The sequence below is a fragment of the Streptomyces sp. NPDC028298 genome (genome assembly GCF_055565895.1).
In genome coordinates, this window is record NZ_JBVHTL010000007.1 from 127,681 (window position 1) to 153,805 (window position 26,125).

Here is a 26,125-nt window from a genome sequence, read left to right on the forward strand (position 1 = left end):
TCTCCGGGGGAACTGTTGGTTCCTTGCAACACCGTTGTGGAAAGCCCCTCCCCCCACACCTCCCCACAGGCCCCTGTTTCTTTGGGGTCCCCCCCCTCCTGTCCGCCGCACTGTTCAGGCGGTCACAGCCGCACCGGGAGGGCGTTGAGGAGCCGGGCGCCGCCGGGGGTGGCTTCGGTGTAGCGCAACTGGTCGCGGCCGACGGTGACTTCGAGGGTGTCGCGCTGGATGAGCAGGTGGTCGAGGGCGATCTCGGCCTCGAGCTGGGCCAGGGCGGCGCCGGGGCAGTAGTGCGGGCCCGCCCCGTAGGAGAGGTGGCTCTGCCCGCGCTCCAGGACCCGTTCCACGTCGCAGCGCTCGGGGTCGGCGAAGACCCGCGGGTCGTAGTTGGCCGACAGGTAGGAGCCGGTCAGGGCGTCGCCCTTGGAGATCGGGACGCCGGCGAACTCCATGTCCTCGGTGGCGTAGCGGGGTCCGGCGGTCGGGACGGGGTTCGCGATCCGCATCAGTTCGCCGATGGCGTGCGGCAGCGCCTCGGGCCTGGCGCGCAGCAGGGCGAGCTGGTCGGGGTTGTCGAAGAGGGCGAGGACGGCGTTGGGGATGAAGTGGGAGGTGGAGTGGTGGCCGTTGTTGACGACGGTGAGGACCACCGAGACGATCTCCTCCTCGCTGAGCCGGTCGCCGTCGGTGTCCCGCGCCTCCACCAGGGCGGAGACCATGTCCTGCGCGGGCTCGGCCCGGCGGCGCGCGATGAGGTCCTTGACGTGCTCGACCATGGACCGGCCGCTGGCGGCGATGTCGGCGCCGGGGGCGGTGTACTCGTTCATCCACTGGCGTACCTGCGGCTGGTCGGCCTTGTCGATGCCGATGAGCTCGCAGATGACGGTGCCGGTCAGCGGTGAGGAGTAGTCCTCGATGAGGTCGCCGGAGCCCTTGAGGGCGAGGGCGTCGAGGAATTCCGCGGAGATCTCCTCGACGCGGGTCCGCAGGGCCTTCATGCGCCGGACGGTGAACGCCGGTGTCACCAGGCGGCGCTGGCGGGCGTGGTCCTTGCCGTCCTTGAGCATCATGTTGGCGGCGACGTAGGGCACGAACTCGTCGGGCAGGTCGAGGGCGGCGACCATCTGGTCCGCCACGCTGGGTCCCTGGTGGCCGGGCACGTTGCTGTAGTCCACCACCAGGCGCGGGTCGCTCAGCGCCGCCTTGACGTCTTCGTTCCGTGTGATCAGCCAGACCCGCGGGCCGCCGGGGAACCCGATCCGCACGAGCGGGGCCTCTTCCCGCAGGCGCGCGTAGGCGCAGACGGGGTTCTCCGTGAACTCGGGGTTCGTGAGGCTGACGATCGGCTCGGACATGGTTGCCGTCTCCTTGGGATGTCGTCGGACGGGTGGCAAGCCCAGTGGTCGTGCGGGGTGCCGCAGCAACGGCACCGCCGCCCCGGCGAGGCGTGTCCCGCGGGAGCGGCTCGGGCCTGTCCGGCCGTCGCCTCCCCGCCCGGGCGGGCGGTGGGCGACGGCCGGACAGGCCCGTCAGGGGCGGTGGCCGGGTGGATTCCGGCCGGTGGGTCGGGCGCGCGGATTCCGGCCGGTGGGTCAGGCGCGCTTCTTGAAGGTGGACAGGGCCCACACGTAGCCCAGGACGGCGAAGCCGAGGCACCAGGCGACCGCGGCGATGGCGTCGCCGCCGGAGACGTGGCCGGCCAGCAGTCCGCGCAGGGTCTCGATGATGGGGGTGAAGGGCTGGTACTCGGCGAACTGCTTCACGCCGGCGCCCATGGTGTCCGCGGGCACGAAGGCGCTGCTGAGGAACGGCAGCATGATCAGTGGCACGGTGGCCAGGCCGGCCGACTCGGTGGTCTTGGCGGCCAGGCCCATGGCGACGGTGAGCCAGCTCGCGCCGACGGCGAGCAGGACGAACAGGCCGAGCACGCCGAGCCAGTCCAGGGCGCTCGCGGCGGGGTCGAAGCCCATCGCGAAGGCCACGCCGACGATGGCGGCGCAGGCCACCAGGCAGCGCACGGTGGTGACGACGACGTGGCCGGTGAGCATGGCGCCGCGGGAGACGTCCATGGTCTTGAACCGGTTGATGATGCCCTTGGTCATGTCGTCGTTGACGGCCGTCGCGGTGGCGCCGAGGCCGTAGCTGACGGCCATCACGAGCAGGCCCGGCGTCGCGTAGTCGATGTAGTGCTCGCCGACGCTGAAGGCGCCGCCGAACACCTTGACGAACATCAGCATGATGACGATCGGGAACAGGACCGCGTTGAACACCGTGGTGGGGTTGCGCAGGGTGTGCTTGACGTTGCGGCGCAGCATGATGCCCGAGTCGGTGAACGCCGTCGCGACCGTGCTCATCGCGCGATCGCCTCCTTCTTCTCGCTGGTGTCCTGGGCGTCCTCGGCGTCCTTGGCGGTGTGCTCGGTCAGGGCGAGGAAGACGTCGTCGAGGTCGGGGGTGTGCACGGAGAATTCCTGTGCGTCGAGGGTGTGTTCGTCGAGGCGGTCCAGCAGGGCCCGCAGTGACCGTGAGCGGCCGTCGCTGGGCACCCGCAGGATCAGCTCCTCCTCGTCGCGGGTGGAGTCGGTGAAGATCCGTGCGGCGGCGTCGAGCTGGAAGGCGTCGGTGAACCGCAGCCGTACGTGGGTGCCGGGGATCTGCCGCTTGAGCTCCTCGGCGGTGCCCTGGGCGACCAGGCGGCCCTGGTTGAGGACGGCGATGCGGTCGGCGAGCTGGTCGGCCTCCTCGAGGTACTGGGTGGTGAGGAAGATGGTGGTGCCCTCGGCCACCAGCTCGCGGACGATCCCCCACAGCGTGCGCCGGCTGCGCGGGTCGAGACCCGTCGTCGGCTCGTCGAGGAAGATGATCTGCGGGCTGCCGACCAGGGTCATCGCCAGGTCGAGCTTGCGGCGCATGCCGCCGGAGTAGGACGCCGCGTGCTTGTCGGCCGACTCTCCCAGGTCGAAGCGTTCCAGCAGCCCGTCGACGAGCGGGCCGCTGGAGCGCACGCGCTTGAGGTCCGCCATCAGCTGCAGGTTCTCGCGGCCCGTCAGCAGGTCGTCCACCGCGGCGAACTGGCCGGTCACGCCGATGGCGGCGCGTACCTGCTTGGTCGCGTTCGCCACGTCGTGGCCGGCTACGTACGCGGTGCCGGCGTCGGCGGTGAGCAGCGTCGTGAGGACGTTCACCGTAGTCGTCTTGCCCGCTCCGTTCGGACCGAGCAGGGAGAAGACCGATCCCGCGGCGACTTCGAAGTCGATGCCGTCGAGCACGACCTTGTCGCCGTATGCCTTGCGCAGCCCTGTCACTGCGATAGCGGAACTCTTCATGTCTCCACTGTCGGGCCGGGGATCGGCATCACCCTGTCACAGCCCTGTCATGGCCCTCGAGCCTTCCTCGACACCGTGGGCGGCGGGGCGGGAAAGCGGAATCGGGGGCCGGCCGGAGGCGTCGGGGCGGGGCGCACGGGCAAGGGCGTCCGCCGCAGCGGACGCCCTTGGCTCTGGCCGTGCCGCGGTGGCGGGCCGGATCGTGCCGTCACCCGCGCCGTCGTCGTGTCAGCGTTCCCGGGCGCACTCCGCCTCGATCACGTCCAGGATCTCGCGGCCCCGGTCGACCAGGTACATGTGATCGCCCGGGAATTCGGTGTAGCGGAACGCGGCCGTGGTGGCGTCGCGCCACTGGCGGCCCTCCTCCGCGGTGACCAGGCCGTCGCTGTCGCCGCGCAGCGAGGTGATCGGCACCGTGACCGGGTCGTCGGTGCTGGGGACGTAGGCCTCGTGCATCTCGCAGTCGGCCTGCAGGGTGGGCAGGATCAGCTCCCGCATCTCGGGGTGGTCCAGGGCCTCGTGCCGGAAGCCGGCGAACTCCTCGACGCGGGCGAGGAATTCGTCGCCCTGAAGGCCTGCCGCGCGGCGTTCGCGCTGGGTCCAGGGTCCGGGCGAGCCGCTGACGACCAGCCGTTCGACGTGCACGCCGCGTCCGGTCAGCAGGTGCACCAGTTCGTAGGCGAGGACCGCGCCCAGGCTGTGTCCGAACAGGACGGCCCGGCTGCCCTCGCCGAGGTCGGCGGCGATGGCGTCGATCTCGGTCTTGGCGGCCTCGACGACGTTGCGGTAGGGCTCGTCGAGGATCCGGCGTTCCCTGCCGGGCAGTTCGACCGAGGTCACCCGCCAGCGGCCGGCGGCCAGGTCCTGCCAGGGGTGGAAGAAGGAGGGGCCCGCTCCGGCGAACGGCACGCACAGCAGGGTGGTCCGCTCCCCCGTTCCCGCCGATGTGCCCGGTCCTGTCACCGCTGCCGACTCCTCTCGTCGTGTTCCCGGTTCGCGCGGCCCGCTCACCGCTGCGCCAGCTTGCGGGCGATGACCCGCATGATCTGGCCCGCGGGCTTGGGCATGTGCAGGTCGTGGTGGGTGGCGTCCACGTCGTACTCCTCGATGGTGCCAAGGACGTGCGGGCGCCAGTCGGGGCCGTAGGAGGTCACTCCGTCGACCTTGTCCAGGCGGGCGTTGAAATACAGCACGTCGCCGCGGTAGACCGGCGACTCGAAGACGCCCATCTTCTGCAGGTTGTTGGCGCCGACCTGCGACATGGTGTCGAGGAAGGCGTCCATGTTGACGGTGTTCATGAACTTGCCGAAGACCTCCTCGATGTCGGCGCGGTAGAGCTCCTTGGTCCGGCCGGCGACCTCGCGGAAGCCGTTGTTCGTGGCGGAGTTGGCGGGCTGGGAGTCCAGGACGGCGATGAGGGCGACCTCCAGGCCGCGGCGGTCCATCGCCTCGGCGACGGCGTGCGCGATGGGGCCGCCGAAGGACCAGCCGATCAGGTGGTAGGGGCCCTGCGGCTGGACGGCGAGGATCTGCTCCAGGTAGTCCTCGACCATCTCCTCCACCGAACGGGCCATCGGCTCCTTGCCGTTGGAGCCGCGGGACTGCAGGGAGTAGGCCGGCCGGTCGGGCACGTGGGGGGCGAAGGTGAAGAACGCCCAGCCCAGGCCACCGCCGCCGTGGAAGAACCACACCGGCTCCTTGCCGGTGCCGGGGTCCCGGTTCAGCGGCAGCACGACGTCGAAGGAGTCCTCGTGGTCGCCGGGGATGCTGCCGATGAGCAGCAGCGCGGCGAGTTCGGCGACCGTGGGGTACTGGATGATCGTGCGCAGCGGCATGTCGACGCCGAACCGCTTGCGGATGCGGGCGCTGAGCCGGGTGGCGAGCAGGGAGTGCCCGCCGAGCGCGAAGAAGTCGTCGTCGATGCCGACCCGCTCCAGCTTGAGCAGTTCGCTGAAGAAGGAGCACAGCGCCTCCTCGTGGGAGTTGCGCGGCTCGCCCTTGCTGACGGTGGTGGTGTGCTCGGCGGGCAGCGCGCTGCGGTCGATCTTGCCGGCCGGGTTGAGCGGGAGGCGTGAGAGCGGCACCATCGCGGCCGGGACCATGTAGTCGGGCAGCCGGGCGCCCAGGTAGGCGGGCAGTTCGGCGAGCAGCGGGCCGATCGCCCGGGCCAGCGCGGGTGCGGTGGCGCGGATGCGGCCGGCCACCCCGCTGGGTACGAAGGTGCCGGTGACGGTCCGTCCCTGGGGCAGCAGGACGGCCTCGAAGCCGTGGCTGCTCTCGCCCGACCAGGTGAGGACGGCGTCCAGGCCCTGCCGGTGCGCCCAGGCCGTGACGTCCTCGGGGTCGAGCGGCCGGCCGGTGGGGGCGTCCTCGGTGACGACTCCGGCGAAGGTGGCCGCGGCGGCCTCCTCCACCAGGCGTGCGTTGGGTATCCCGGTGACCCGCAGTGTGCCGCCGGCCCGCTCGGCCTGTGCGGCCAGCTGGGTGAGGTCGGACACCTCGGCGCCCCAGGCGAGGGCGGGCACGCCGCTCAGGTCGAGTGCGCCGCTCTGCCCGGTGTGCAGGACGACTTCGTAGCGGTGGCGGGTGAGCGCGTTGTGCGCGGCTCCGGCCTTGAGGCGGATGTCGGCGCCCAGGCCGTGGCGGTCGGCCCATTCGGCGAACCATTCGGGGGCCAGGAGCAGTTCCCGTTCGGTGAGCAGGGCCTGTTCCACGGCCGCGCGGATCTCGTCGTGGGAGGCGTAGGGCTGCTGGGCGCGCTGTTCGGCGGTCGCCAGGATCCGCTGGGTGGCGGCGTTGCGGACGTCGCCGACGATGATCCGGCCGCCGGGTGCGAGCAGGCCGAGGATCCGGGTGAGGACCTGGTCGAGGTGGGCGGCGCTGGGGAAGTACTGGACGACGGAGTCGAGGACGACGGTGTCGAAGGCGGCGTGGGGCAGGCCGGTGAGGTCGTCGGCGGCCTGGACGGAGAGGTGGACCCGCTCGCCGAGGCCGGCCGCCCGGGCCTGGGTGCGCAGCCGGTCGATCGCGGCGGCGGCCAGGTCGGTGCCCCAGTACTCCTCGACCTGGCCGGCGATCTTCGCCAGGAGCAGGCCGGAGCCGGCGCCGATCTCCAGGATCCGGCGCGGGGCGTGCCGCAGCACCTGGGCGGCGGCCGCGTCCTGCCACTGGCGGAGCTGCTCGTGCGGGATCGGCTCGCCCGTGTAGACGTTCTTCCAGGGCTGGAAGTCCTCGCCCCAGGTCTCGTCGGCGGCGTCCGCGTGGGCGTCGTCGTGGAGTTGGCGCCATTCCTCGATCTGGGCGGTGGTGTCGGTGACGGCGGCGTCGGGGTCGGGTTCGATGTAGGCGACCAGACGCTGGTCGCCCTTCTGGTCCTCGCGGACCACGACGGCGGCCTGCGCGACCGAGGGATGCCCGGACAGGACGTGGTCGATCTCGCCGAGTTCGATGCGGAAACCGCGGACCTTGACCTGGGAGTCGGTGCGCCCGAGGTATTCGACCTGCCCGTCCTTGTTCCACTTCACCAGGTCACCGGTGCGATACATCCGCGTGCCGGCCGCGCCGAAGGGGCAGGCCACGAAGCGTTCCGAGGTCAGTCCGCTCTGGCCCAGATAGCCGCGGGCCAGGCAGGTCCCGGCGAGGTAGAGCTCGCCGGCCACGCCGGGGGCGACCGGACGCAGGGAGGCGTCGAGGATGTAGACCTGGTTGTTCCAGATGGGGGTGCCGATGGGGACGCGGTCGGCGCCGGGGACGTGCTGCCAGCCGGTGACCTCCACGGTGGCCTCGGTCGGCCCGTACAGGTTGTGGGCGGCGCAGGAAGGCAGCAGTTCGGTGAAGCGGTTGGCCAGGGCTGCGGGGAAGGCCTCGGCGGCCACCTCGATCCAGCGCAGGCTGCCGCAGTGCGCGGCGGCGGGTTCGGTGACGAACGCGGAGAGCAGGGAGGGCACGAAGAACGCGGCGCTGACCTGCTCGCGCCGGATCAGTTCGGCGAGGTAGGCGGGGTCGCGGCGGCCCTCGGCCCCGGCCACCACGACGGAGGCGCCCATCTGCAGGTTGGAGAACATCTCCGGCACCGAGGCGTCGAAGCTGGCCGAGGTGCTCATCAGCATCCGGTCCTCGGCCGTGACCTGGAAGTGCTCCAGGCCCCACTCGATCCGGTTGGTGATCGAGCGGTGGGCCACGGGGACGCCCTTGGGGCCGCCGGTCGAGCCGGAGGTGAAGATGACGTAGGCCGCGTTGTCCGGCGACAGGGCCCGCTCCGGGTCGCTGTCCGGATACGCCGACACGTCCGGCAGGGTGTCTTCGAGGAGCAGCAGGGGGTTGGCGGCGGCCAGGATGTGGCGTACGCGTTCGGCGGGCAGTTCGGTGTCCAGCGGTACGTAGGCGGCGCCGGCCTTGACCACGCCGTAGACGGCGACGAGCAGGTCCACGGAGCGGGGGATCTTGACCGCGACGAGCTGTTCGGGGCCCGCGCCCTGCTCGATCAGCCAGTGGGCGAGGCGGTTGGCGCGGGCGTTGAACTCGGCGTAGGTCAGGGTCTCGTGCTCGCCGATGACCGCGACCGCGTCCGGGGTGCGGCGCACCTGTGCCTCGAAGGCGTCGGGCAGGGTGGTCGCGGCGACCGGGCGGGCGGTGTCGTTGACCTGCCGTACCAGGCGGTCGTGTTCGTCCTCGCCGAGCACGTCGATGGCGCTGAGCGGGGCCCTGGGTGCGGCGGCGACCTGCTCCAGGACCCGTACGAACCGGTCGGCGAGGGCTTCGGCGGTGTCGCGGTCGAAGAGCTGGGTGGCGTACATGAGGTCGCCGCGCAGGGCGCCGGTGGTGTCGTAGGCGAGGCTGAAGAACAGGTCGGCCAGGGAGGTGTTGGTGAGGTACTGCTCGAACTCGACCTTGAGTCCGGGCAGTTCGAAGTCGGCCTTCTCGAAGCTCTGCCAGGCGAACATGACCTGGAACAGGGGCTGGTAGGCGGTGGAGCGCTCGGGGTTGATCAGTTCGACCAGGGTCTCGAAGGGCACGTCCTGGTGTTCGTAGGCGGCCAGCGCCTTGTCGCGGACCTGCGGGAGCAGGTCGGTGAAGGAGGGGTTGCCGGAGAGGTCGACGCGCAGGACCTGGGTGTTGACGAACAGGCCGACCAGGTCGGCCAGGCCCTCGTCGGTGCGTCCGGCGATCGGGTTGCCGATGGTGACGTCCTCGCCGCCGCTGAGTTTGCCCAGCAGGACCCCGAGCGCGGCCTGTACGACCATGGACATGGTCATGCCGCGCTCGTCGGCGAGGCGCTGCAGGGCGGCCGCCGTCTCGGGCCGCACCGCGAGCGGCAGCGAGTCGCCCTTGGAGTCGCGGGTGGCGGGCCGGGGGCGGTCCAGCGGCAGGCCGAGCGGCTGCGGGACCCCGGTCAGTTCCTTGCGCCAGTAGGTGGCCTGCGCCGCGGCCAGCGAGCCGGGGTCGGTGACGTCGCCGAGGAGTTCGCGCTGCCACAGCGCGTAGTCCTTGTAGGTGACGGCGAGCGGCTCGTAGCGGGGTGCCCGGCCGGCCAGGCGTGCGGTGTAGGCGGTGGTCAGGTCGCGGGCCAGGGGGCCGCCGGAGACGCCGTCGGAGGCGATGTGGTGGATGAGCAGGACCAGGACGTGTTCCTCGGGCGAGCAGCGGAACAGGCGTGCCTGGAAGGGGATGTCGGCCATCAGGTCGAAGCGGTGCGCGATGAACGCGTCGACCGCCTCGTCCAGGGCGGCGGGTGTCACCTCGACGACCGGCACCTGGACCGGGGCCTGCGCGGCGGGCACGATCCGCTGGTGGGGCTCGTCGTTGTCGTCGAGCACGTAGGTGGTGCGCAGTGTCTCGTGCCGGGCGACCACGTCGCCGATCGCGGCGACGAGGGCGGCCTGGTCCAGGGGACCCTTGAGCCGGAAGGCCGGGGAGATGTTGTAGGTCTCCGCCCCGCCCTCGAGCTGGTGTGTGAGCCACATGCGGCGCTGTGCGAACGAAAGCGGAATCACGAGTTCTGCTCCTCTGGGATCATCCTGCGGAGAGCGGGGCGAAGGGGGACAGCCGATTCCTCCGACCAGGCGGCGAGCGCCGCGACCGTCGGCAGGTCGAAGATCTTGCGGATGGGTATCTCCATCCCGATCTCGGCACGGGCCCGGGTGATCAGCCGGGTGGCGAGCAGGGAGTGCCCGCCGAGTTCGAAGAAGCCGTCGTCGGCTCCGACCTTCTCCACGCCCAGCACCTCGGCGAACAGGCGGGCCAGCGCCTGTTCGCGGGGGGTGGCGGGTGCCCGGAAGGGGGTGGCGGAGGTGAGGTCGGGTGCGGGCAGGGCCTTGAGGTCGAGCTTGCCGTTGGGTGAGAGCGGCAGCCGCTCCAGCGGCACGTAGGCGGCGGGCACCATGTACTCGGGCAGCCGGTCGGCCAGGTGTTCCTGGATCCCGGCCGCGTCCGGCAGGCTCGCGCCGTCGGCGGGGACGAGGTAGGCGGCCAGGTAGGGGGTGGTGTCGCCGGGCTGCTGGGTGACGACGGCGACCTGCGCGATGCCGGGGTGGGTGGTCAGCGCGGCCTCGACCTCGGCGGGTTCCACGCGGTAGCCGCGGATCTTGACCTGGGTGTCGATGCGGCCCAGGTGCTGGAGCTGTCCGTCGGCGGTGAAGCGGGCCAGGTCGCCGGTGCGGTACATGCGCGAGCCGGCGGGCCCGTAGGGGTCGGGGACGAACCGGTCGGCGGTCAGGGCCGGCTGGCGGTGGTAGCCGCGGCCGGCTCCCGCCAGGTAGAGCTCGCCGGGGGTGCCGGGGGGCAGCAGGCCCAGGCCGGGGCCCAGGATGTAGGCCCGCACGCCGGGGAAGGGCCGGCCGATGGGCACGCCCGTGGGGTAGGGCTCGTCGGGGTCGAGGAGGAAGCCGGTGGCGTAGAACGTCTCGCTGGGGCCGTAGCTGTTGATGACGCGGGCTTTGGGCCAGCGGGTGCGTACCCGCTGGGCCAGGACCGGGGTGAGCACCTCGCCGGAGATGTTCAGGGCGGTGGGGTCGATGCGGTCGGCGAGCTGGTCGACGAGCTCGGCGAAGGCCGAGGGCACCGAGCAGATGACGTCGACGTCCCAGGCGTCGCGTTCGGCCAGTTCCAGCACGTCGCGGACGATCTCGGCGGTGCCGCCGGTGGTGAGGGCGGCGAACGTCTCGAAGGTGGCGACGTCGAAGCCGAAGGAGGCGGCGACCAGGACGCGCCGGCCGGACTCGGCGCCGGCCTGCGCGACCAGCGTGTCCACGGCGTTGACGACGGTGGACTGGGTGACGCCCACGCCCTTGGGCACGCCGGTGGAGCCGGAGGTGTAGATGACGTAGGCGAGGCTGTCGGGTCCGGCCTGCGGCCGTGCCGGGGCGGGCGCGGGCGGGGCCTTGAGGTCGATGTCGTCCAGGACGAGGACGGGGATGCCGGTGGCGGGGACGAGGGGGCGGGTGCCGGCGTCGGTCAGGACCAGGTGGGGCCGGGCGGTGGGCAGGACGTGCGGGAGACGGGCGGCGGCGTAGGCGGGGTCGACGGGCAGATAGGCGCCGCCCGCCTTGAGCACGCCCAGCAGGGCCACGACCACGTTCACGGTGCGCGGCAGGACCAGGGCGACCACGGTCTCCGGGCCCACGCCGTGCCGGACCAGCTCGGCGGCCAGCACCTCGGCGCGGGCGTCCAGTTCGGCGTACGTCAGCGACTCGCCCGCGGCGACCACGGCGGTCTTGTCGGGGATGCGGGCCACCTGCGCCTGGACCAGTTCGGTGAGCGTGACGTGGCGGGCCCGGGCGGCGTCCTCGTCGAAGGGGGCCAGCATCCGCTCGCGTTCGCCCTCCTGGAGCGCGTCGACCTGGGCGATCTTCAGCGCGGGGTCGGCCGCGAGCTGCCGCAGGAAGCGCACCAGGCGGGCCGCGTACGTCTGGACGGTGTCCCGGTCGAAGACGCCCGGCGCGTACTGGATGACGAGCTGCAGGTGCGGGTCGGCCGCCGCCGTCAGGCACAGCGCGTAGTGGTTGCCGGCAAAGGGGCGCAGGCCGGTGAAGGTGATGCCGTCGGCGGCGTCGCTGGCGTCCTCCAGGCCCTCCCGGTCGACCGGGTAGGACTCGAAGACGACCAGGGTGTCGAACAGGGACCGCACCCCGGCGGCCTGCTGGATCTCCGCGAGCCCGTGGTGGTGGTGCTCGGCCAGGGCGGCCTGGCGGCGCTGGAGCCGGTCCAGGACCTCGCCGACGGTGTCGCCGGGCGTGTGGGTGACGCGTACGGGAAGGGTGTTGATGAACATGCCGACCATCGACTCCACGTCCGTCACCGCGGGCGGGCGCCCGGAGACGGTCGCGCCGAACACCACGTCCTGGCGGCCGGTGAGCTGGCCGAGCAGCAGCGCCCAGGCGCCCTGCACCAGGGTGTTGACGGTGATGCCCATCGCGGAGGCGCGGCGCACGAGTTCGTGGGCCTCCTCTACCGGCAGCGCGACCTCGACCTGGTCGCGGACGCCGTCGTCGCTGTCCGCGGAGTCGGGGGCGAGCAGGGCCGGCTCGTCGATCCCCTCGAGCTCGCCCGCCCACGCCCGCGCCGCCTCCTTCGGGTCCTGGCGGGTGAGCCAGGACAGGAAGGCGCCGTAGTCGCGGGGGGCGGGCAGCGCGCTCGCGTCGCCGTCGGCGGCGTACAGCAGCAGCAGTTCCTGCATCAGCAGCGGTGTGGACCAGCCGTCGTACAGGGCGTGGTGGGCGGTCAGGACGAGTTCGGGCCGCTCGGGGTCCAGGACGGCGAGGGCCAGGCGCAGCAGCGGCGGGGTGTCCGCGTCGAAGTAGGCCTTCTGGTCCGCGGTGAGGAACTCCTCGAACCTCTCGGTGCGTCGCGGCTCGTCGAGGTCGGTCAGATCCAGGTGCTGCCAGGGCAGCGTCACCGACCGCGGGATCACCTGGACGAGGCCGCCGTCGGCGCGGTCGACGAACGCGGCGCGCAGGACGGGGTGGCGGTCCAGGAGGGCCTGTCCGGCGCGGTGCATCCGTTCGGGGTCGACCGTGCCGGACAGGTGGAAGACGAGCTGGATGTGGTACGGGTCGAAGGAGGCGCCGGCGAGCTTGGCCTGGAAGAGGATCCCGGACTGGGCGGGGGTGGTGGGCCAGATGGTGGCGAGCTTGCCGAAGCGGGCCTCCCAGGCGTCGATCTCCGTCTGGCCCACGGTGACCAGGGGGGCGTCGCTGGGGGTGAGGCCGCCCGCGGCGGGGTCGGTGGCGTGGCGGGCCAGCGCGGTCAGGGCCTGCGTCCACAGTGCGGCCAGTTCGGTGACGTCCTCGCGGGACAGGACGCCGGTGGGGAAGCCGAAGTAGGCGCTCAGTTCGTCGCCGTCGCCGGTGTCGGTGGCCACCGCGTTGATCTCCAGCGCCGAGAGGACCGGCATGTCCGCGTCCGGTGCGGCGATCAGGTCGCGGTGGGTGGTGTCGGGTGCCCAGCCCAGGCCGCGCAGTTCCTCGGGGATGTCGGCGCCGGAGGCCTTGCCGAGGTAGTTGAAGCCGATCTGCGGGCGGCGCAGGCGGGCCAGCTCGGGCGTGGTCCTGGCGTTGAGGTGGCGCAGCAGGCCGTAGCCCATGCCGTGGTCGGGGACGGCCCGGAGCTGTTCCTTGACGGCCTTGACGGCCCGGCCGGCGGCGGGGCCGCCGGCGAAGGCGTCGGCCAGGTCGATGCCGGCCAGGTCGAGACCGACCGGGTACATGGCGGTGAACCAGCCGAGGGTGGAGGACAGGTCGGCGCCGGGCACCAGGTGCTCCTCGCGGCCGTGGCCCTCGAGCCGGACCAGCGTGGCGGCGGCGGGCAGGCCCCGGGTGCGGCGCCAGCGGGCCAGGGCCAGGGCCAGGCCCGCGAGCAGGCCGTCGTCGGCGCCGCCGCCGAAGACGGCGGGCACGGTGTTCAGGAGGGTGGCGGTGACGTCGGCCGGGAGCTGGACGCGGACGGTGTCCACGGTGGAGGTGACATCGCGTGCCGGGTCCAGCGGGCGGGTGCCCAGGACCGGTTCGTCACCGGCCAGCATCTTCTGCCAGAAGGGCAGTTCGGCGACCCGCCCGGCGGTGGCCGCCTCCTCGGCGAGCGCGTGCGTCCAGCGGCGCAGCGAGGTGCCGGTGCCGGCCGGCCGGGGTTCCAGGCCGCTCTTGACCCGCTGCCAGGCGGCGACCAGGTCGGGCAGCAGGATCCGCCAGGACACGCCGTCGACGACCAGGTGGTGCAGCACGATCAGCAGCCGGTCGGCGTCGGTGGTGGAGGTGAGCCGCACGAACTGGGCCATCACGCCCGCGTCCGGGTCCAGCCGGTCCGCGGCCGCGTCCAGCTCGGCCTGCAGGGTCGCGGCGTCGTAGGGGACCTCGCGGATCAGGGCGGCGGCCGCCACGGTGCCGGCCTCCCGCATGCGCAGGCCCTTCTCGGCCCGGTCCAGGCGGGAGCGCAGCACGTCGTGCCGGTCCAGGACGGCCTGCAGGGTCGCGGCGAGTGCGGTGCGGTCGATGTCCTGGGGCAGGGTCAGCAGCGCGGACATGCAGAACCGGCCGATGGGGCCGCCGAGTGCCAGGACGTGGGCGGCGGTGGGCGGCAGCGGGGCCCAGCCCGTGCCGCCGCCCGGCAGTTCGGCCAGCGTCACGCGTTCTTCCCCGGCCCGCTCCTCGACCAGTTCCGCGAGCCGGGCGACGGTGCGGTGCTCGAAGATCTCCCGGGTGGTGACGAGGACGCCGCGGGTCTTGGCGCGGGCCACGACCTGGATGGAGCGGATGCTGTCGCCGCCGCCGGTGAAGAAGTCGTCGTCGACGCCGATCTGTCCGGCGCCCAGCACGTCGGCGTACACCTCGGCCAGGATCCGCTCGGCCTCGGTGCGCGGTGCGCGGTAGCGGGCGCCGGTGAACTCCGGCTCGGGCAGCGCGGCGCGGTCGAGTTTGCCGTTCGCGGTCAGCGGCAGCCGCTCGAGGACCACGAGCTGGGCGGGCACCATGTAGTCGGGCAGCCGCCTGGCCGCGAACCGGCGCAGGTCGGCCGCCGACACGGTGGCGTTGATGTCCGCGTCGCCGCCCGGGGCGCCGGCGCTGTCGTGTGCCACGTAGCCGACCAGGCGCCGGGTGCCGGTGTGGTCCGCGCACACGGTCACGACGGCCTGCGCGACGGCGGGGTGCTGGGCCAGGACGGTCTCGATCTCGGTGGGCTCGACGCGGATGCCGTTGACCTTGACCTGGTCGTCGGCGCGTCCGGCGTAGCGCAGCCGGCCCTCGGCGTCCCACCGGGCCAAATCGCCGGTGCGGTACATGCGGGCGCCGGGCGGGCCGAAGGGGCAGGCGACGAAGCGCTCGGCGGTGGCGGTGGGGTTTCGGTGGTAGCCGCGGGCGACCGGGCCGGCGACGTACAGCTCGCCGGTCACGCCCTGCGGGGCCGGGGCGAGTTCGGGTCCCAGGACGTAGGCGCGCATGTTGGCCAGCGGGGTGCCCACCGGTACCGCGCCGAGGTCGCCGCCGTCCTGCTCGGGGACGGTGAAGGTGGAGGTGTAGAAGCTCTCGGTCTGGCCGTAGGCGTTGACGACGCGGGTGCCGGGCAGGACGCGGCGCACGGTGCGGACCAGGTCCGCGGAGAGCGCCTCGCCGGCGAGGATCACCGTGTCGACGTCGAGGCGGGATCCGGCCGTGCCGTCGGCGGCGAGCTGGTCGAGCAGTGCGGAGAACACGGTGGGCACGGCGCTGATCGTGGTGCCCGACCAGGCCTCGCGTTCGCCGAGTTCGAGGACGTCACGGACGATCTCGACGCTCGCTCCGCAGGTCAGCGCGGTGAAGATCTCGAACACGGAGACGTCGAAGTTGACCGAGGTCGCGGCCAGCATCCGGGAGCCCGCCGTGACGTGGGTGCGCCGGGCCAGGTCCTGTACGCCGTTGACGACGGCGGCGTGGGTGACGCAGACGCCCTTGGGGGTGCCGGTCGACCCGGAGGTGAACATCACGTAGGCGAGGTGGTCCGGCCGCACGCCGGTGTCCGGGGTGGCGACGGCGGGTCCCTGAAGGCTCAGGTCCTCCAGGTGCAGGAGGCGCTGCGGGCATGCGGCCACCGTGCCGGCCGTCGCGTAGTCGGTCAGCACCAGGGCCGGGTCGGCGCTGGTGAGCAGCAGCTCGACGCGGGCGGCCGGGTAGCCGGGGTCGATGGGCAGGTAGGCGCCGCCGGCCTTGAGGACGGCCAGCAGGGCCACGACCAGGTCCGCGGAGCGGGGCAGGGCCACGGCGACCAGGACGTCCGGGCCGACCCCGCGGTCGCGCAGGACGGCGGCCAGCCGGCCGGAGCGGGCCTCCAGTTCGCGGTACGACAGCTCGGTGCCCCCGCACAGGACCGCGGTCGCGTCCGGTGTCCGGGCCGCCTGGGCGGCGACCCGTTCCGGCACCGTCGTGCCCTCGACGGGCGCGGCCGTGTCGTTCAGCGCGGTCAGCGCCCGCTGTTCGGCGGGGGTGAGGATCTCCACCCGGCCCAGGCGTGTGCCGGGGTCGGTGACGACCTGGCGCAGCACGCGCACGTAGCGCTCGACGAGGCTCTGGGCGGTGGTGTGGTCGAACAGTTCGGTGGCGTACTCCAGGCGTCCGTAGGCGCGGCCCGAGGGGTCGGGGACGATGTTGAAGAACAGGTCGAACTTCGCGGTGTCGGTGCCCAGCGGGAGCGGGGTGACCTTCAGGCCGGGCACCTGGAGCGGGGACCAGGCGAACTGCCAGGCCAGCATGACCTGGAAGAGCGGCTGGTAGGCGGTGGTGCGGTCGGGGTCGAGGAGTTCCACCAGGTGCTCGAAGGGGACGTCCTGGTGGTCGTAGGCGCCCAGCGCCCGCTCGCGGACCTGGTCCAGCAGGTCGCCGAAGGTCGGGTTGCGGGAGAGGTCGACGCGCAGCACCCAGGTGTTGGCGAAGAACCCGATCAGGTCCTCGAGCTGTTCGTCGGGGCGGCCTTCGATGGGGCTGCCGATGGTGAGGTCGTTGCCGGCGCCGAGGTGGTGCAGCAGGACCGCGAGGGCGGCCTGGGCGACCATGGGCGCGGTGGCGCCGTGCTCGGCGGCCAGCCGGCCGATCCCGGCGACCACCTCGGGTTCCAGTTCGAGGTCGACGTGGCCGCCGTGGTGGCCGGCCGCCGTCGGCCGCGGCCGGTCCAGGGGAAGCTGCACCGGCTGCGGCACCCCGGACAGCTCGCCGCGCCAGTAGTCGAGTTGTTCGCGGGCGACGCTGTCGGGGTCGTCCTCCTCGCCCAGCATCCGCCGCTGCCAGAGGGTGTAGTCCTTGTACTGCACGGCGAGCGGCTGCCAGTCGGGGGCCTGGCCGCGGCCGCGGGCGGCGTAGGCCTCCAGCAGGTCCCGCAGGAACGGGGCCATCGAGGCGCCGTCCGCGGCGACGTGGTGGAAGACGAACACCAGCACGTGCTCGTGCGCGGCCAGGCGGAAGACGCGGGTGCGCAGCGGCAGGTCCGTGTCCAGCTCGAAGCCCTCGCCCACGAAGGCGCGCATCGCCTCGTCCAGCGCGCCGGCGCTCACGTCGGCCACCTGGAAGGCGAGGTCGGCCTCCTGGGGCGGCAGGATGCGCTGCTGCGGTGTGCCGTCCTCGTTCTCGACGAGCAGGGTGCGCAGGCTCTCGTGCCGGGTGGCGACGTCGCGTACCGCCGCGGCCAGGGCGGCGGTGTCCAGCGGCCCCTCCAGGCGCAGCACGAAGGGGATGTTGTACGTCGCGGACGGCCCTTCGAGACGGTGGAGGAACCACAGCCGGCGCTGGGCGAAGGACAACGGGATCATCGAGCTACTCCTCAACGTTCATCTGTCGGAGCTGGAGGCGGTTCGACCGGCCCGACGTCTCGATCCGGGCCGCCAGTTCGGCGACGGTGGGGCTGCGGAAGACGGTCGTGACCTTCACGTCGACGCCGAGCTCGTTGCGTATGCGGCCGACCAGCCGGGTGGCCAGCAGCGAATGCCCGCCGTTGTCGAAGAAGTCGACGTCGATGCCGACCTCGTCGGTGTCGAGCAGCTCGGCGAACAGCCGGCACAGGACTTCCTCGTTGTGGTTGCGCGGCCCCCGCCCGGTGGCGGTCTCGGCGCGGTCCGGTGCGGGCAGGGCGCCGCGGTCGAGTTTCCCGCTGGGGGTGGTGGGCAGTGCGGCCAGCGTCACGAGCGCGGTGGGCACCATGTACTCGGGCAGCCGTTGCCTGGCCAGGGCGGTCAGGGCCGCGAGGTCCGGGCCGTCCGCCGCGACAACGGGGGCGGGCACCAGGTAGGCGACCAGGCGCTGGTCGCCGGGGTGGTCCTCGCGCACCAGGGCGACCGCGGTGTCGATGTCGGGGTGTGCGGTGAGGGCCTGCTCGATCTCGCCGAGTTCGATGCGAAAGCCGCGGAGCTTGACCTGGAAGTCGGAGCGGCCGATGTACTCGACCTGGCCGTCCCGGCTCCAGCGCACGACGTCGCCGGTGCGGTACATGCGGGTGCCGGGTGCGCCGAAGGGGCAGGCCACGAAGCGGCCCGCGGTCAGGGCGCTCTGTCCGAGGTAGCCGCGGGCGAGCTGGTCGCCGGCGAGGTAGAGCTCGCCGGTGACCCCGGCCGGCACCGGGCGCAGGGCCGCGTCCAGGACGTAGACCTGGGTGTTCCACACCGGTGTGCCGATCGGCAGGCGGCCGCTGCCGGGCACGTACTGGTGGGCGGTGACCTCGACGGCCGCCTCGGTGGGCCCGTAGAGGTTGTTGGCGGTGCAGTTCGGCAGCAGTTCGGTGACCCGCTGGGCCAGCGCGGGTGGGAACGCCTCGCCGGCGACCTCGATCCAGCGCAGGCTGGTGCAGTTCCCGGCGGCGGGTTCGGCGATGAACGCCTCCAGCAGGGAGGGCACGAAGTCGGCGCCGGTGACGTGTTCGCGGTGGATCAGCTCCGCCAGGTAGGCGGGGTCGCGGCGGCCGTCGGGGCGGGCGATGACGACGGCGGCGCCGGCCTGCAGCGGGGCGAACAGCTCCGGCACCGACACGTCGAAGCTGGCGGTGGTGCTCAGCAGGACGCGGTCCTCGGGTGTGACGTCGAAGTGCGCGAGTCCCCAGCGGAGCCGGTTCATGATGGCGTGGTGGGCCACGGGGACGCCCTTGGGGCCGCCGGTGGAGCCGGAGGTGAAGATGGCGTAGGCGGCGTTGTCCGGCGACAGGGTGCGCTCGGGGTTCGTGTCGGGGTGGGCGCAGACGTCGGGGAGGTTCTCGTCGAGGACCAGCAGGGGGCGTGCGCTGTCCAGGACGTGCCGTACCCGGTCCTCGGGCAGTTCGGTGTCGACGGGCAGGTAGGCGGCGCCGGCCTTGACGACGGCGTAGATCGCCACCAGCAGGTCCACCGAGCGGGGGATCCTGACCGCGACGAGCTGTTCGGGGCCTGCGCCCTGTTCGAGGAGCCAGTGCGCGAGGCGGTTGGCGCGGGCGTTGAACTCGGCGTAGGTGAGCCGCTCGTGCTCGCCGATCAGGGCGAGGCGGTCGGGGGTGCGGGCGGCCTGGGCCTCGAACGCGTCGGGCAGGGTGTCGGGGGTGAGGGGGTGGGCGGTGTCGTTGATCTGCCGTACCAGCAGGTCGTGTTCCTCCTGGCCCAGCACCTCCACGGCGGCCAGGGGCACCGAGGGGTCCTCGAGTACCTGTTCCAGTACGCGCACGAGCCGGGCGGCGATGGTCTCGGCCGCCTGGTGGTCGTAGAGGTTCTTCTGGTAGTCGAGGGACAGGCGCAGGTAGGGGTCGGAGGAGTTGAGGGTCAGGGGGTAGTGCGAGCCGGCGAAGGGGCGGATGGCGTCGATCGTGAAGCCGGCAGAGGTGTTCGCCTCGACGATGCCCTCGCGGTCGACGGGGTAGTTCTCGAACACCACGATCGTGTCGAACAGGGCGGGCAGGCCGGTGCCGCGCTGGATGTCGGCCAGGCCGTAGTAGTGGTGGTCGAGGAGGGTGACCTGCCGGTTCTGCAGGTCGGTGATGACCTCGCCCAGGCTGGTGGCGGGCGTGCACCGGGCCCGGGTGGGCAGGGAGTTGATGAACAGGCCGACCATCTCGTCGCTGCCAGTCACATCGCCGGGGCGGCCGTTGACGGCGGCGCCGAACACCACGTCGTGCTGCCCGGTCAGTTTCGAGATCAGCACCGCCCACGCGCCCTGCAGCAGGGTGTTGAGGGTGACGCCGAGCTGGGCGGCGCGCCGGGCCAGTTCGCGGCCCTTGTCGATGGACAGCGGCACCTCGACCCGTCCCAGCGAGGACGCCTGGCCCCGGGAGGTCAGGCCAGCGGCCACCAGGGTCGGCTCGTCGAATCCGTCGAGCTCGGCCTTCCAGCGGGCGGCGGAGGCCTCCTTGTCCTGGCGGGTCAGCCAGGCCAGGTAGTCGCCGTAGGAGCGGACCGGGGGCAGGGGTGCGGTGCCGGCGTACAGCCGCACCAGGTCGGTGATGACCATCGGTGAGGACCAGCCGTCGAACAGGGTGTGGTGCGCGGTCAGGACGACCTTGGACCGGTGGGGTCCGCAGGTGAGCTGGGCCAGGCGCAGCAGCGGCGGCCGGGTGGGGTCGAGCTGTTCGGCGCGGTCGGCGGCCAGGGCCGCGTCCAGGGCCGCGTTCTGCTCGGCCTCGCTGCGGCCGGTGAGGTCCAGGTGCCGCCAGGGCAGTGTGACGTGCTCGGGGACGACCTGGACGGGCTCGCCGTCGGCGGTGGCCAGGAACGCGGAGCGCAGGTTGGGGTGGCGTTCGAGCAGGGCCTGTCCGGCGGCCCGCATGCGGTCGGGGTCGACGTGTCCGGACAGGTGCAGCACGAACTGCATGTGGTAGACGTCGAAGGCGCCGTCGGCGAGCGCGGCCTGGAACTGGATGCCGGACTGTCCCGGGGCCTGCGGCCACACCTCGGTGAGCGGGCCGTAGCGCTGTTCCCAGGTCTCCAGGTCGCCCTGGCCGACGGTGACCAGCGGGGCGTCGCCGGGGGTGAGGCCGCCGGCCTGGCCGCCGGCGGCGTAGGCGGCCATGCCGTGCAGGATCCGTACCCACAGGTCGGCCAGTTCGCGGGTCTGTTCGCGGGAGAGCACCCCGGTGGGGAACATGAACGCGGCCTGCAGGCGGGTGCCCTCGTCCGTGTCGGTGGCGACGGAGTTGACCTCGAGTGCGGACAGGGCGGGCAGGTCCGGGTCGGGTTCGGCGATCAGTTCGGCGGACCAGGACGCCGGTCCCCATCCGTGCTCGCGCAGGTGCTCGGGCACGTCCGTCTCGGAGATCCGGCCGAGGTAGTTGAACCCGATCTGGGGGACGGCCAGGCCGGTGAGCTGTTCGGCGGTCTCGGGGTTGAGATGGCGCAGCAGTCCGTAGCCCAGGCCCTTGTCGGGGGCCTGGCGCACCTGTTCCTTGACCAGTTTGATCGCCTGGCCGGCGGCGGGGCCGCCCGCCAGCACGGCGTCCAGGTCCACCGCGCCGACGTCGACGCGGGCGGGGTACATGGTGGTGAACCAGCCGACGGTGCGGGAGAGGTCGGCGCCGGGGACGGCGTCCTCCTGGCGGCCGTGTCCCTCCAGGCGGACCAGGGTCGGGCCGGCGGCGGTGCGCCACTGGTCCACGGCCAGGGCGAGGGCGGCGAGCAGTACGTCGGTGCCGGTGCCCTTGAACGCGGCGGGCAGTGTGGTCAGTACGGCGTCGGTGATGTCGGCGGGAAGCTGGACCCGCACGGTGTCGACGGTGGACCACACGTCCAGGGCGGGGTCGAACGCCCGTGTGCCCAAGGGGGGGTTGGGTGATTCGAGGAGGTCGCGCCAGTACGGCAGTTCGGCTTCCCGCCGCTCGCTCAGGGCCTCGTCGGCCAGCGCGGCCGCCCAGCGGCGGGCGGAGGTGGCGACCGCGGGCAGTTCGGGCGTGGTGCCGGAGCTGACCTGCTGCCAGGCCTCGGCGAGGTCGGACATGAGGATGCGCCAGGAGACGCCGTCGACCACGAGGTGGTGCAGCACCACCAGCAGCCTGCCCTCGCCCGAGGCGGCGGCGAACCAGACGAAGTCCGCCATGGTCCCGGCCTCGGGGTCGAGGCGGCCGAGGGCCTCGTGCAGTTCCGCCTTCGCCGCCGCCAGCGCGGACGGCTCGTCCCAGTGGCCGGCGCAGTCGACCCGGCGGATCACGTCCGCGGCCCGTACGCTGCCCGCCGCCCGGGCCACGAGCAGCGGTTCGTCGCCGGGGACCAGGCGGGCGCGCAGCAGGTCGTGCCGGTCCAGGACGGCGTCCAGGGTCGCGGCCAGGTGGTCCGCGGTGATGCCCGCGGGCAGTTCGAGGACCATCGACATGGCGAACCGCCCGGTGCCGCCGCCGTGTTCGAACACGTGCCGGGCCACCGGCTGCAGCGGCATCGGGCCCACCCCGCCGCTCTCGTCCTCCTGCAGGACGGGCGTTCGGCCCTGGCGGGCGGAGGCGACCTCGGCGAGGCGGGCCGCGGTGCGGCACTCGAAGATCTCCCGCGTGGACAGCTCCAGGCCGCGGGCGCGGGCGCGGGCGACGACCTGGATGGAGCGCAGGCTGTCGCCGCCGACGGCGAAGAAGTCGTCGTCGGCGCCGACGCGCTCCACGCCCAGGACGTCGGCGTAGGCGGCGGTGATGACCGCCTCGGCCTCGGTGCGCGGTTCGCGGTAGGCCTCGCCGAGGAACTCCGGTTCGGGCAGGGCGGCGCGGTCCAGTTTGCCGGTCGGGCCGAGCGGGAGGCGGCCCAGGGCGACGAAGGCGGCGGGCACCATGTAGTCGGGCAGGCGGGCGGCGGTGAACTTGCGCAGTTCGGCGGAGGAGGCTCCGGCCAGGACGTCCACGTCGCCGATGCCGCCGGCGCCGTCGTCGCCGACGGCGCCTTCGCCGGTGTGCACGACGTAGGCGACGAGGCGTTTGCCGCCCGAGGGGACCTCCCGGCTGATCACCACCGCCTCGCTGATCCCGGGGTGCTGGGTGATGGCCGCCTCGACCTCGGCGGTCTCGATGCGAAAGCCGCGCACCTTGACCTGGCCGTCGCCGCGGCCCACGCATTCGAGCTGTCCGCGGGCGTTGGTGCGGGCCAGGTCGCCGGTGCGGTACATCCGCTCGCCGGCCGGCCCGTAGGGGTCGGCGACGTAGCGTTCGGCGGTCAGGGCGGCGCGGCCGTGGTAGCCGCGGCCCAGGCAGGTCCCGGCGACGTACAGCTCGCCGATGACGCCCTGGGGCACCGGGGCGAGGCCGGGGCCCAGGACGTAGGCGCGCATGTTGCCCAGCGGGGTGCCGATGGGCACGACGTCGCCGTCCGGCCATTCCTGGGCGGGGTCCAGGGCGAAGGCGGTGGCGTAGAAACTCTCGCTCTGGCCGTAGGAGTTGACGATCCGGGCGGCGGGCAGGGCCTGGCGGACCTGGCGGACCAGCCGGCCCGGGAGCACGTCGCCGGCGAGGACGACGGTGTGCACGTCGGGGGCGTTGCCGAGGTGGCCGGCGAGTTCGCCCAGCACCGAGGGGACGCCGGAGACGATGTGCCCGTCCCACCTGTCCCGTTCCGCGAGCGCCAGCGCGTTGGCGACGATCTCGGCGGTGCCGCCGGTGCTCAGGGTGGTCAGCAGCTCGAAGAGGGAGACGTCGAAGTTGACGGAGGTGCCGGCCAGCATCCGCCACCCGGGCGGCGCGTCGAGGACGCCGATGAGTTCGCGTACGCCGTCGACGACGCCCCGGTGGGTGAGGGCGGCGCCCTTGGGCTTCCCGGTGGAGCCGGAGGTGTACATCACGTACGCCAGGTTGTCCGGGGCCGGCGGCGTGCGGCGCACCGTGTCGTCGGCGGCGTCGGGGGCCGGTTGCCAGTCGGCGCGTTCGTCGAGGCGGACGACGGCGGCGATGTCGTTGGCGGGGATCTCGCGCCAGGTCGCGGTGTCGGTGACCGCGTAGCGCGGGGCCGCCTGGCCGAGCACGCTGTGGGCCCGTCCCTGGGCGTACTGCGGGTCCAGCGGCACGTAGCCGGCCCCGGACTTGAGGATGCCCAGCAGGCCGATCACCAGGTCCTCGGTGCGGGGCAGCGCGAGGGCCACCAGGTCCTCGGGGCCGGCGCCGCGGCGGATGAGCTCGTGGGCGACCGCGTTCGCCCGCTGGTCCAGTTCCCGGTAGGTCAGCGTCCGCTCGCCGCACACGAGGGCCGGGGCGTCGGGGGTGCGGGCCGCCTGGCTCTCGAACAGGTGCGGGATCGTCTCCCCCGGCCCGGTCGCGGCGGTGCGGGCGGGCCGGCCGAGCAGCAGGTCGCGTTCGGCCGTGTCGAGGACGTCGAGGGTGGCGATCGCGCGGGCGGGGTCGGCCACGAGCCGGCCCAGCACGCGCACGAAGCGCTGGGCGATGGCCTCGGCGGTGTCCTGGTCGAAGAGGCTGGTGGCGTACTCCAGCCGGCAGGTGGCGCCGCCGGCGCTGTCCGGGAGCAGGTCGAAGAACAGGTCGAACTTGGCGGTGTCGGTCTCCAGGCGTTCGACCTGCACGTCCAGGCCGGGCAGTTCGAGCGGCGGCACGGGCGGCTGCCAGGAGAGCATGACCTGGAAGAAGGGGTTGTAGGCGGTGGAGCGGTCGGGGTTGAGGAGTTCCACCAGCCGCTCGAAGGGCATGTCCTGGTTGTCGTAGGCGGCCAGTGAGCGGTCGCGGACCTGGTCGAGGAGGTCGTGGAAGGTGGGGGTGCCGGAGAGGTCGACGCGCAGCACCCAGGTGTTGACGAAGAAGCCGACGAGGTCGCGCAGTTCCTCGTCGGTGCGGTCGGTGATCGGCGCGCCGATGGACAGGTCGTCGCCGCAGCCGAGGTGGTGCAGGAGCACCGCCAGCGCGGCGTGCATGACCATGGAGACCGTGGTGTCGGCCGCGGTGGCCAGTTTCTCCACCGCGCCCAGCAGGTCGGGGTCGATGGTGAAGGGGATCCGGTCGCCGGCGGGGCTCATCACCCGCGGGCGCGGGCGGTCCGTGGGCAGGGCCAGCGGCTGCGGCAGGTCGGCCAGCGTTTTTGCCCAGTAGGCGAGTTGGCGGGCGGAGACGCTGTCCGGGTCGGATTCGTCGCCGAGCACCTCGCGCTGCCACAGCGTGTAGTCCGCGTACTGCACCGCGAGCGGCTCCCAGGCGGGGGCGCGGCCCTTCGCGCGGGCGGCGTAGGCCGTGGTGAGGTCGCGGAACAGCGGTCCGAAGGACTCCCCGTCCACGGCGATGTGGTGTGCGACGACGACGAGGGTGTGCTCGCGGGGGGCGCAGCGCAGCAGTCGGGCCCGCAGGGGGATGTCGGCGGCCAGGTCGAAGGTGGTGGTGGCGGCCGCGGTGACGGCCGCCGCCCGCTCCTGCTCGGTGACGTCGGTGACGGCCAGGTCGACGGGCTCGTCCCCCGGCGCCAGCACCCGCTGGTGCGGGACGCCGTCGCCGTCCTCGACGATCACGGTGCGCAGGACCTCGTGGCGGTCGACGACGTCCGCGAGGGCGGCCCGGAGCGCGCCGACGTCCAGGTCACCGGTCAGCCGCAGGGCGAAAGCGCCGTTGTAGGTCGGCGAAGGGCCTTCGAACCGGTCCACGAACCACAGCCGGCGCTGCGCGAACGACAACGGGATCATTGTTGTGTCTCCATATCGGCGGAACCAGGAGGGAGCGGGCGGCGGCTCAGCTCAGGTCGAGCAGGTCCAGCAGTTCGTCGTTGTAGAAGTCGTCGATGGAGCACGCTCCCGACAGGGTCGAGAAGTAGCGGTCGATGTGCTCCTGGTGGCCGACCAGGTGCCGCAGCATCTCCACGCGGCCCTCGGGCTTGAGCTCGGCCACGTTCAGGGCGCCCTGGTAGTGGCTGAGGGCCTCGCCGCTCAGGTCGTTCTCGTAGCGCTTGAGGGCGGTGCGCAGGGCGGCGTCGTCGTGGAGCTGGGTGCCGACGTGGTCGACGAGGGACTGGGCCTGGACGAAGGCCTCGGTGATGCCGCGGGCGGTGATGGAGTCCTTGTGGTTGACCGCGTCGCCGACCAGGACCCAGCCGGGTCCGTAGGCCTTGCGGAAGTAGTTCTCCTGGTGGCCGGTGCCGTAGATCTGCTCCACGCGCCGGCCCGCCTGCATCCGCTCGTACAGTTCGGGCGCGGTGGTGCGGAAGGAGTCGAGGTAGAAGGGCTCCACTCCCTTGCGGACCTCGTTGTAGAGGTCCTGGGGGAAGTAGGTCATCAGCAGGGTCAGGTCGTCGTTGGTGGGGATGACGCCGATCCAGCGGCCGGGCCGCTCGTAGAGTTCGAAGTGCGAGGGGACGTCGGCCCAGTAGCTGTAGTAGGTGCAGCTCACCCGCGGGTGCTCGATGACGTTCTGCGCGCCGGTCTTGCGGGCCACCAGCGAGCGCATGCCGTCCGCGCCGACGACCAGGCGGGCCCGCTCGGTGGTCTCGGTGCCCTCGGGGGTCGTGTAGCGCACGCCGGTGACCCGGTCGTCCTGCCACACCAGGTCCTTGACGGCGCAGCCCTCCCGGAAGTCCACGCCGGCCTCGACGGCTCCCTCGGCGAGCAGCGGGTCCAGGACGTAGCGCCGGGGCGCGTAGGTGTGGTCCAGGCCGTCGACCGGCAGGGAGAAGCCCTCGATGCGCACCCCGGGGCCCTGGTAGCTCTGGCGGGTGATGGGCCGGCAGCCCGCGTCGCGGAGCTTGCCGAGCAGCCCCCAGCGGTTCAGCAGCCCCATGCCCTGCATGTGGATGTAGTGCGAGGACAGGGTGTCCTGCGGGAACCGGGCCTTCTCCAGGAGCAGGACCCGGTAGCCCTGCCGGGCGAAGAGCATGGCCGTCGGCGAACCCGCGCAACGGGCACCGATGACAATCACGTCGTACATGGGCGCGCCTCTCTAACCAGGTAG

Annotated in this window: 8 protein-coding genes; all 8 read right to left on the reverse strand. The window is 72.7% G+C overall.

Annotated elements, in window-relative coordinates; genetic code table 11:
* Positions 1 to 122: 122 nt before the first annotated feature.
* The 8 genes from ACZ4TO_RS29000 to ACZ4TO_RS29035 all read right to left on the reverse strand — a co-directional run bounded on the left by ACZ4TO_RS29000 (position 123) and on the right by ACZ4TO_RS29035 (position 26,101).
* A complete protein-coding gene (locus ACZ4TO_RS29000) occupies positions 123 to 1,355 on the reverse strand; it encodes a cytochrome P450 family protein (protein ID WP_451076324.1) in 1,233 nt (410 codons plus the stop codon).
* Positions 1,356 to 1,592: 237 nt separating this feature from the next.
* On the reverse strand, positions 1,593 to 2,354 hold the full coding sequence (locus ACZ4TO_RS29005; RefSeq protein WP_382778228.1) for an ABC transporter permease: 762 nt from the start codon (positions 2,352 to 2,354) through the stop codon (positions 1,593 to 1,595).
* Positions 2,351 to 3,325 carry an ATP-binding cassette domain-containing protein gene (locus tag ACZ4TO_RS29010; RefSeq protein WP_382778229.1) on the reverse strand — a complete coding sequence of 325 codons (975 nt, stop codon included), beginning with the start codon at positions 3,323 to 3,325 and terminating at the stop codon, positions 2,351 to 2,353. The genes ACZ4TO_RS29005 and ACZ4TO_RS29010 overlap by 4 nt, the downstream gene beginning before the upstream one ends.
* Positions 3,326 to 3,553: 228 nt before the next feature.
* A complete protein-coding gene (locus ACZ4TO_RS29015; protein ID WP_382778230.1) occupies positions 3,554 to 4,288 on the reverse strand; it encodes a thioesterase II family protein in 735 nt (244 codons plus the stop codon).
* A gap of 44 nt (positions 4,289 to 4,332) precedes the next feature.
* Entirely contained in the window at positions 4,333 to 9,318 is a 4,986-nt protein-coding gene (locus tag ACZ4TO_RS29020; RefSeq protein ID WP_468025641.1) for a non-ribosomal peptide synthetase, read from the reverse strand.
* Complete coding sequence (locus ACZ4TO_RS29025) at positions 9,315 to 17,090, reverse strand: amino acid adenylation domain-containing protein (protein WP_468025642.1); 7,776 nt, start codon at positions 17,088 to 17,090, stop codon at positions 9,315 to 9,317. Before ACZ4TO_RS29025 ends, ACZ4TO_RS29020 begins: the two co-directional genes overlap by 4 nt.
* Positions 17,091 to 17,094: 4 nt before the next feature.
* Positions 17,095 to 24,828, reverse strand: coding sequence for an amino acid adenylation domain-containing protein (locus tag ACZ4TO_RS29030; RefSeq protein WP_468025881.1), 7,734 nt, complete (start codon positions 24,826 to 24,828; stop codon positions 17,095 to 17,097).
* Positions 24,829 to 24,913: 85 nt separating this feature from the next.
* On the reverse strand, positions 24,914 to 26,101 hold the full coding sequence (locus ACZ4TO_RS29035; protein ID WP_382778234.1) for an NAD(P)/FAD-dependent oxidoreductase: 1,188 nt from the start codon (positions 26,099 to 26,101) through the stop codon (positions 24,914 to 24,916).
* Positions 26,102 to 26,125 lie beyond the last annotated feature (24 nt).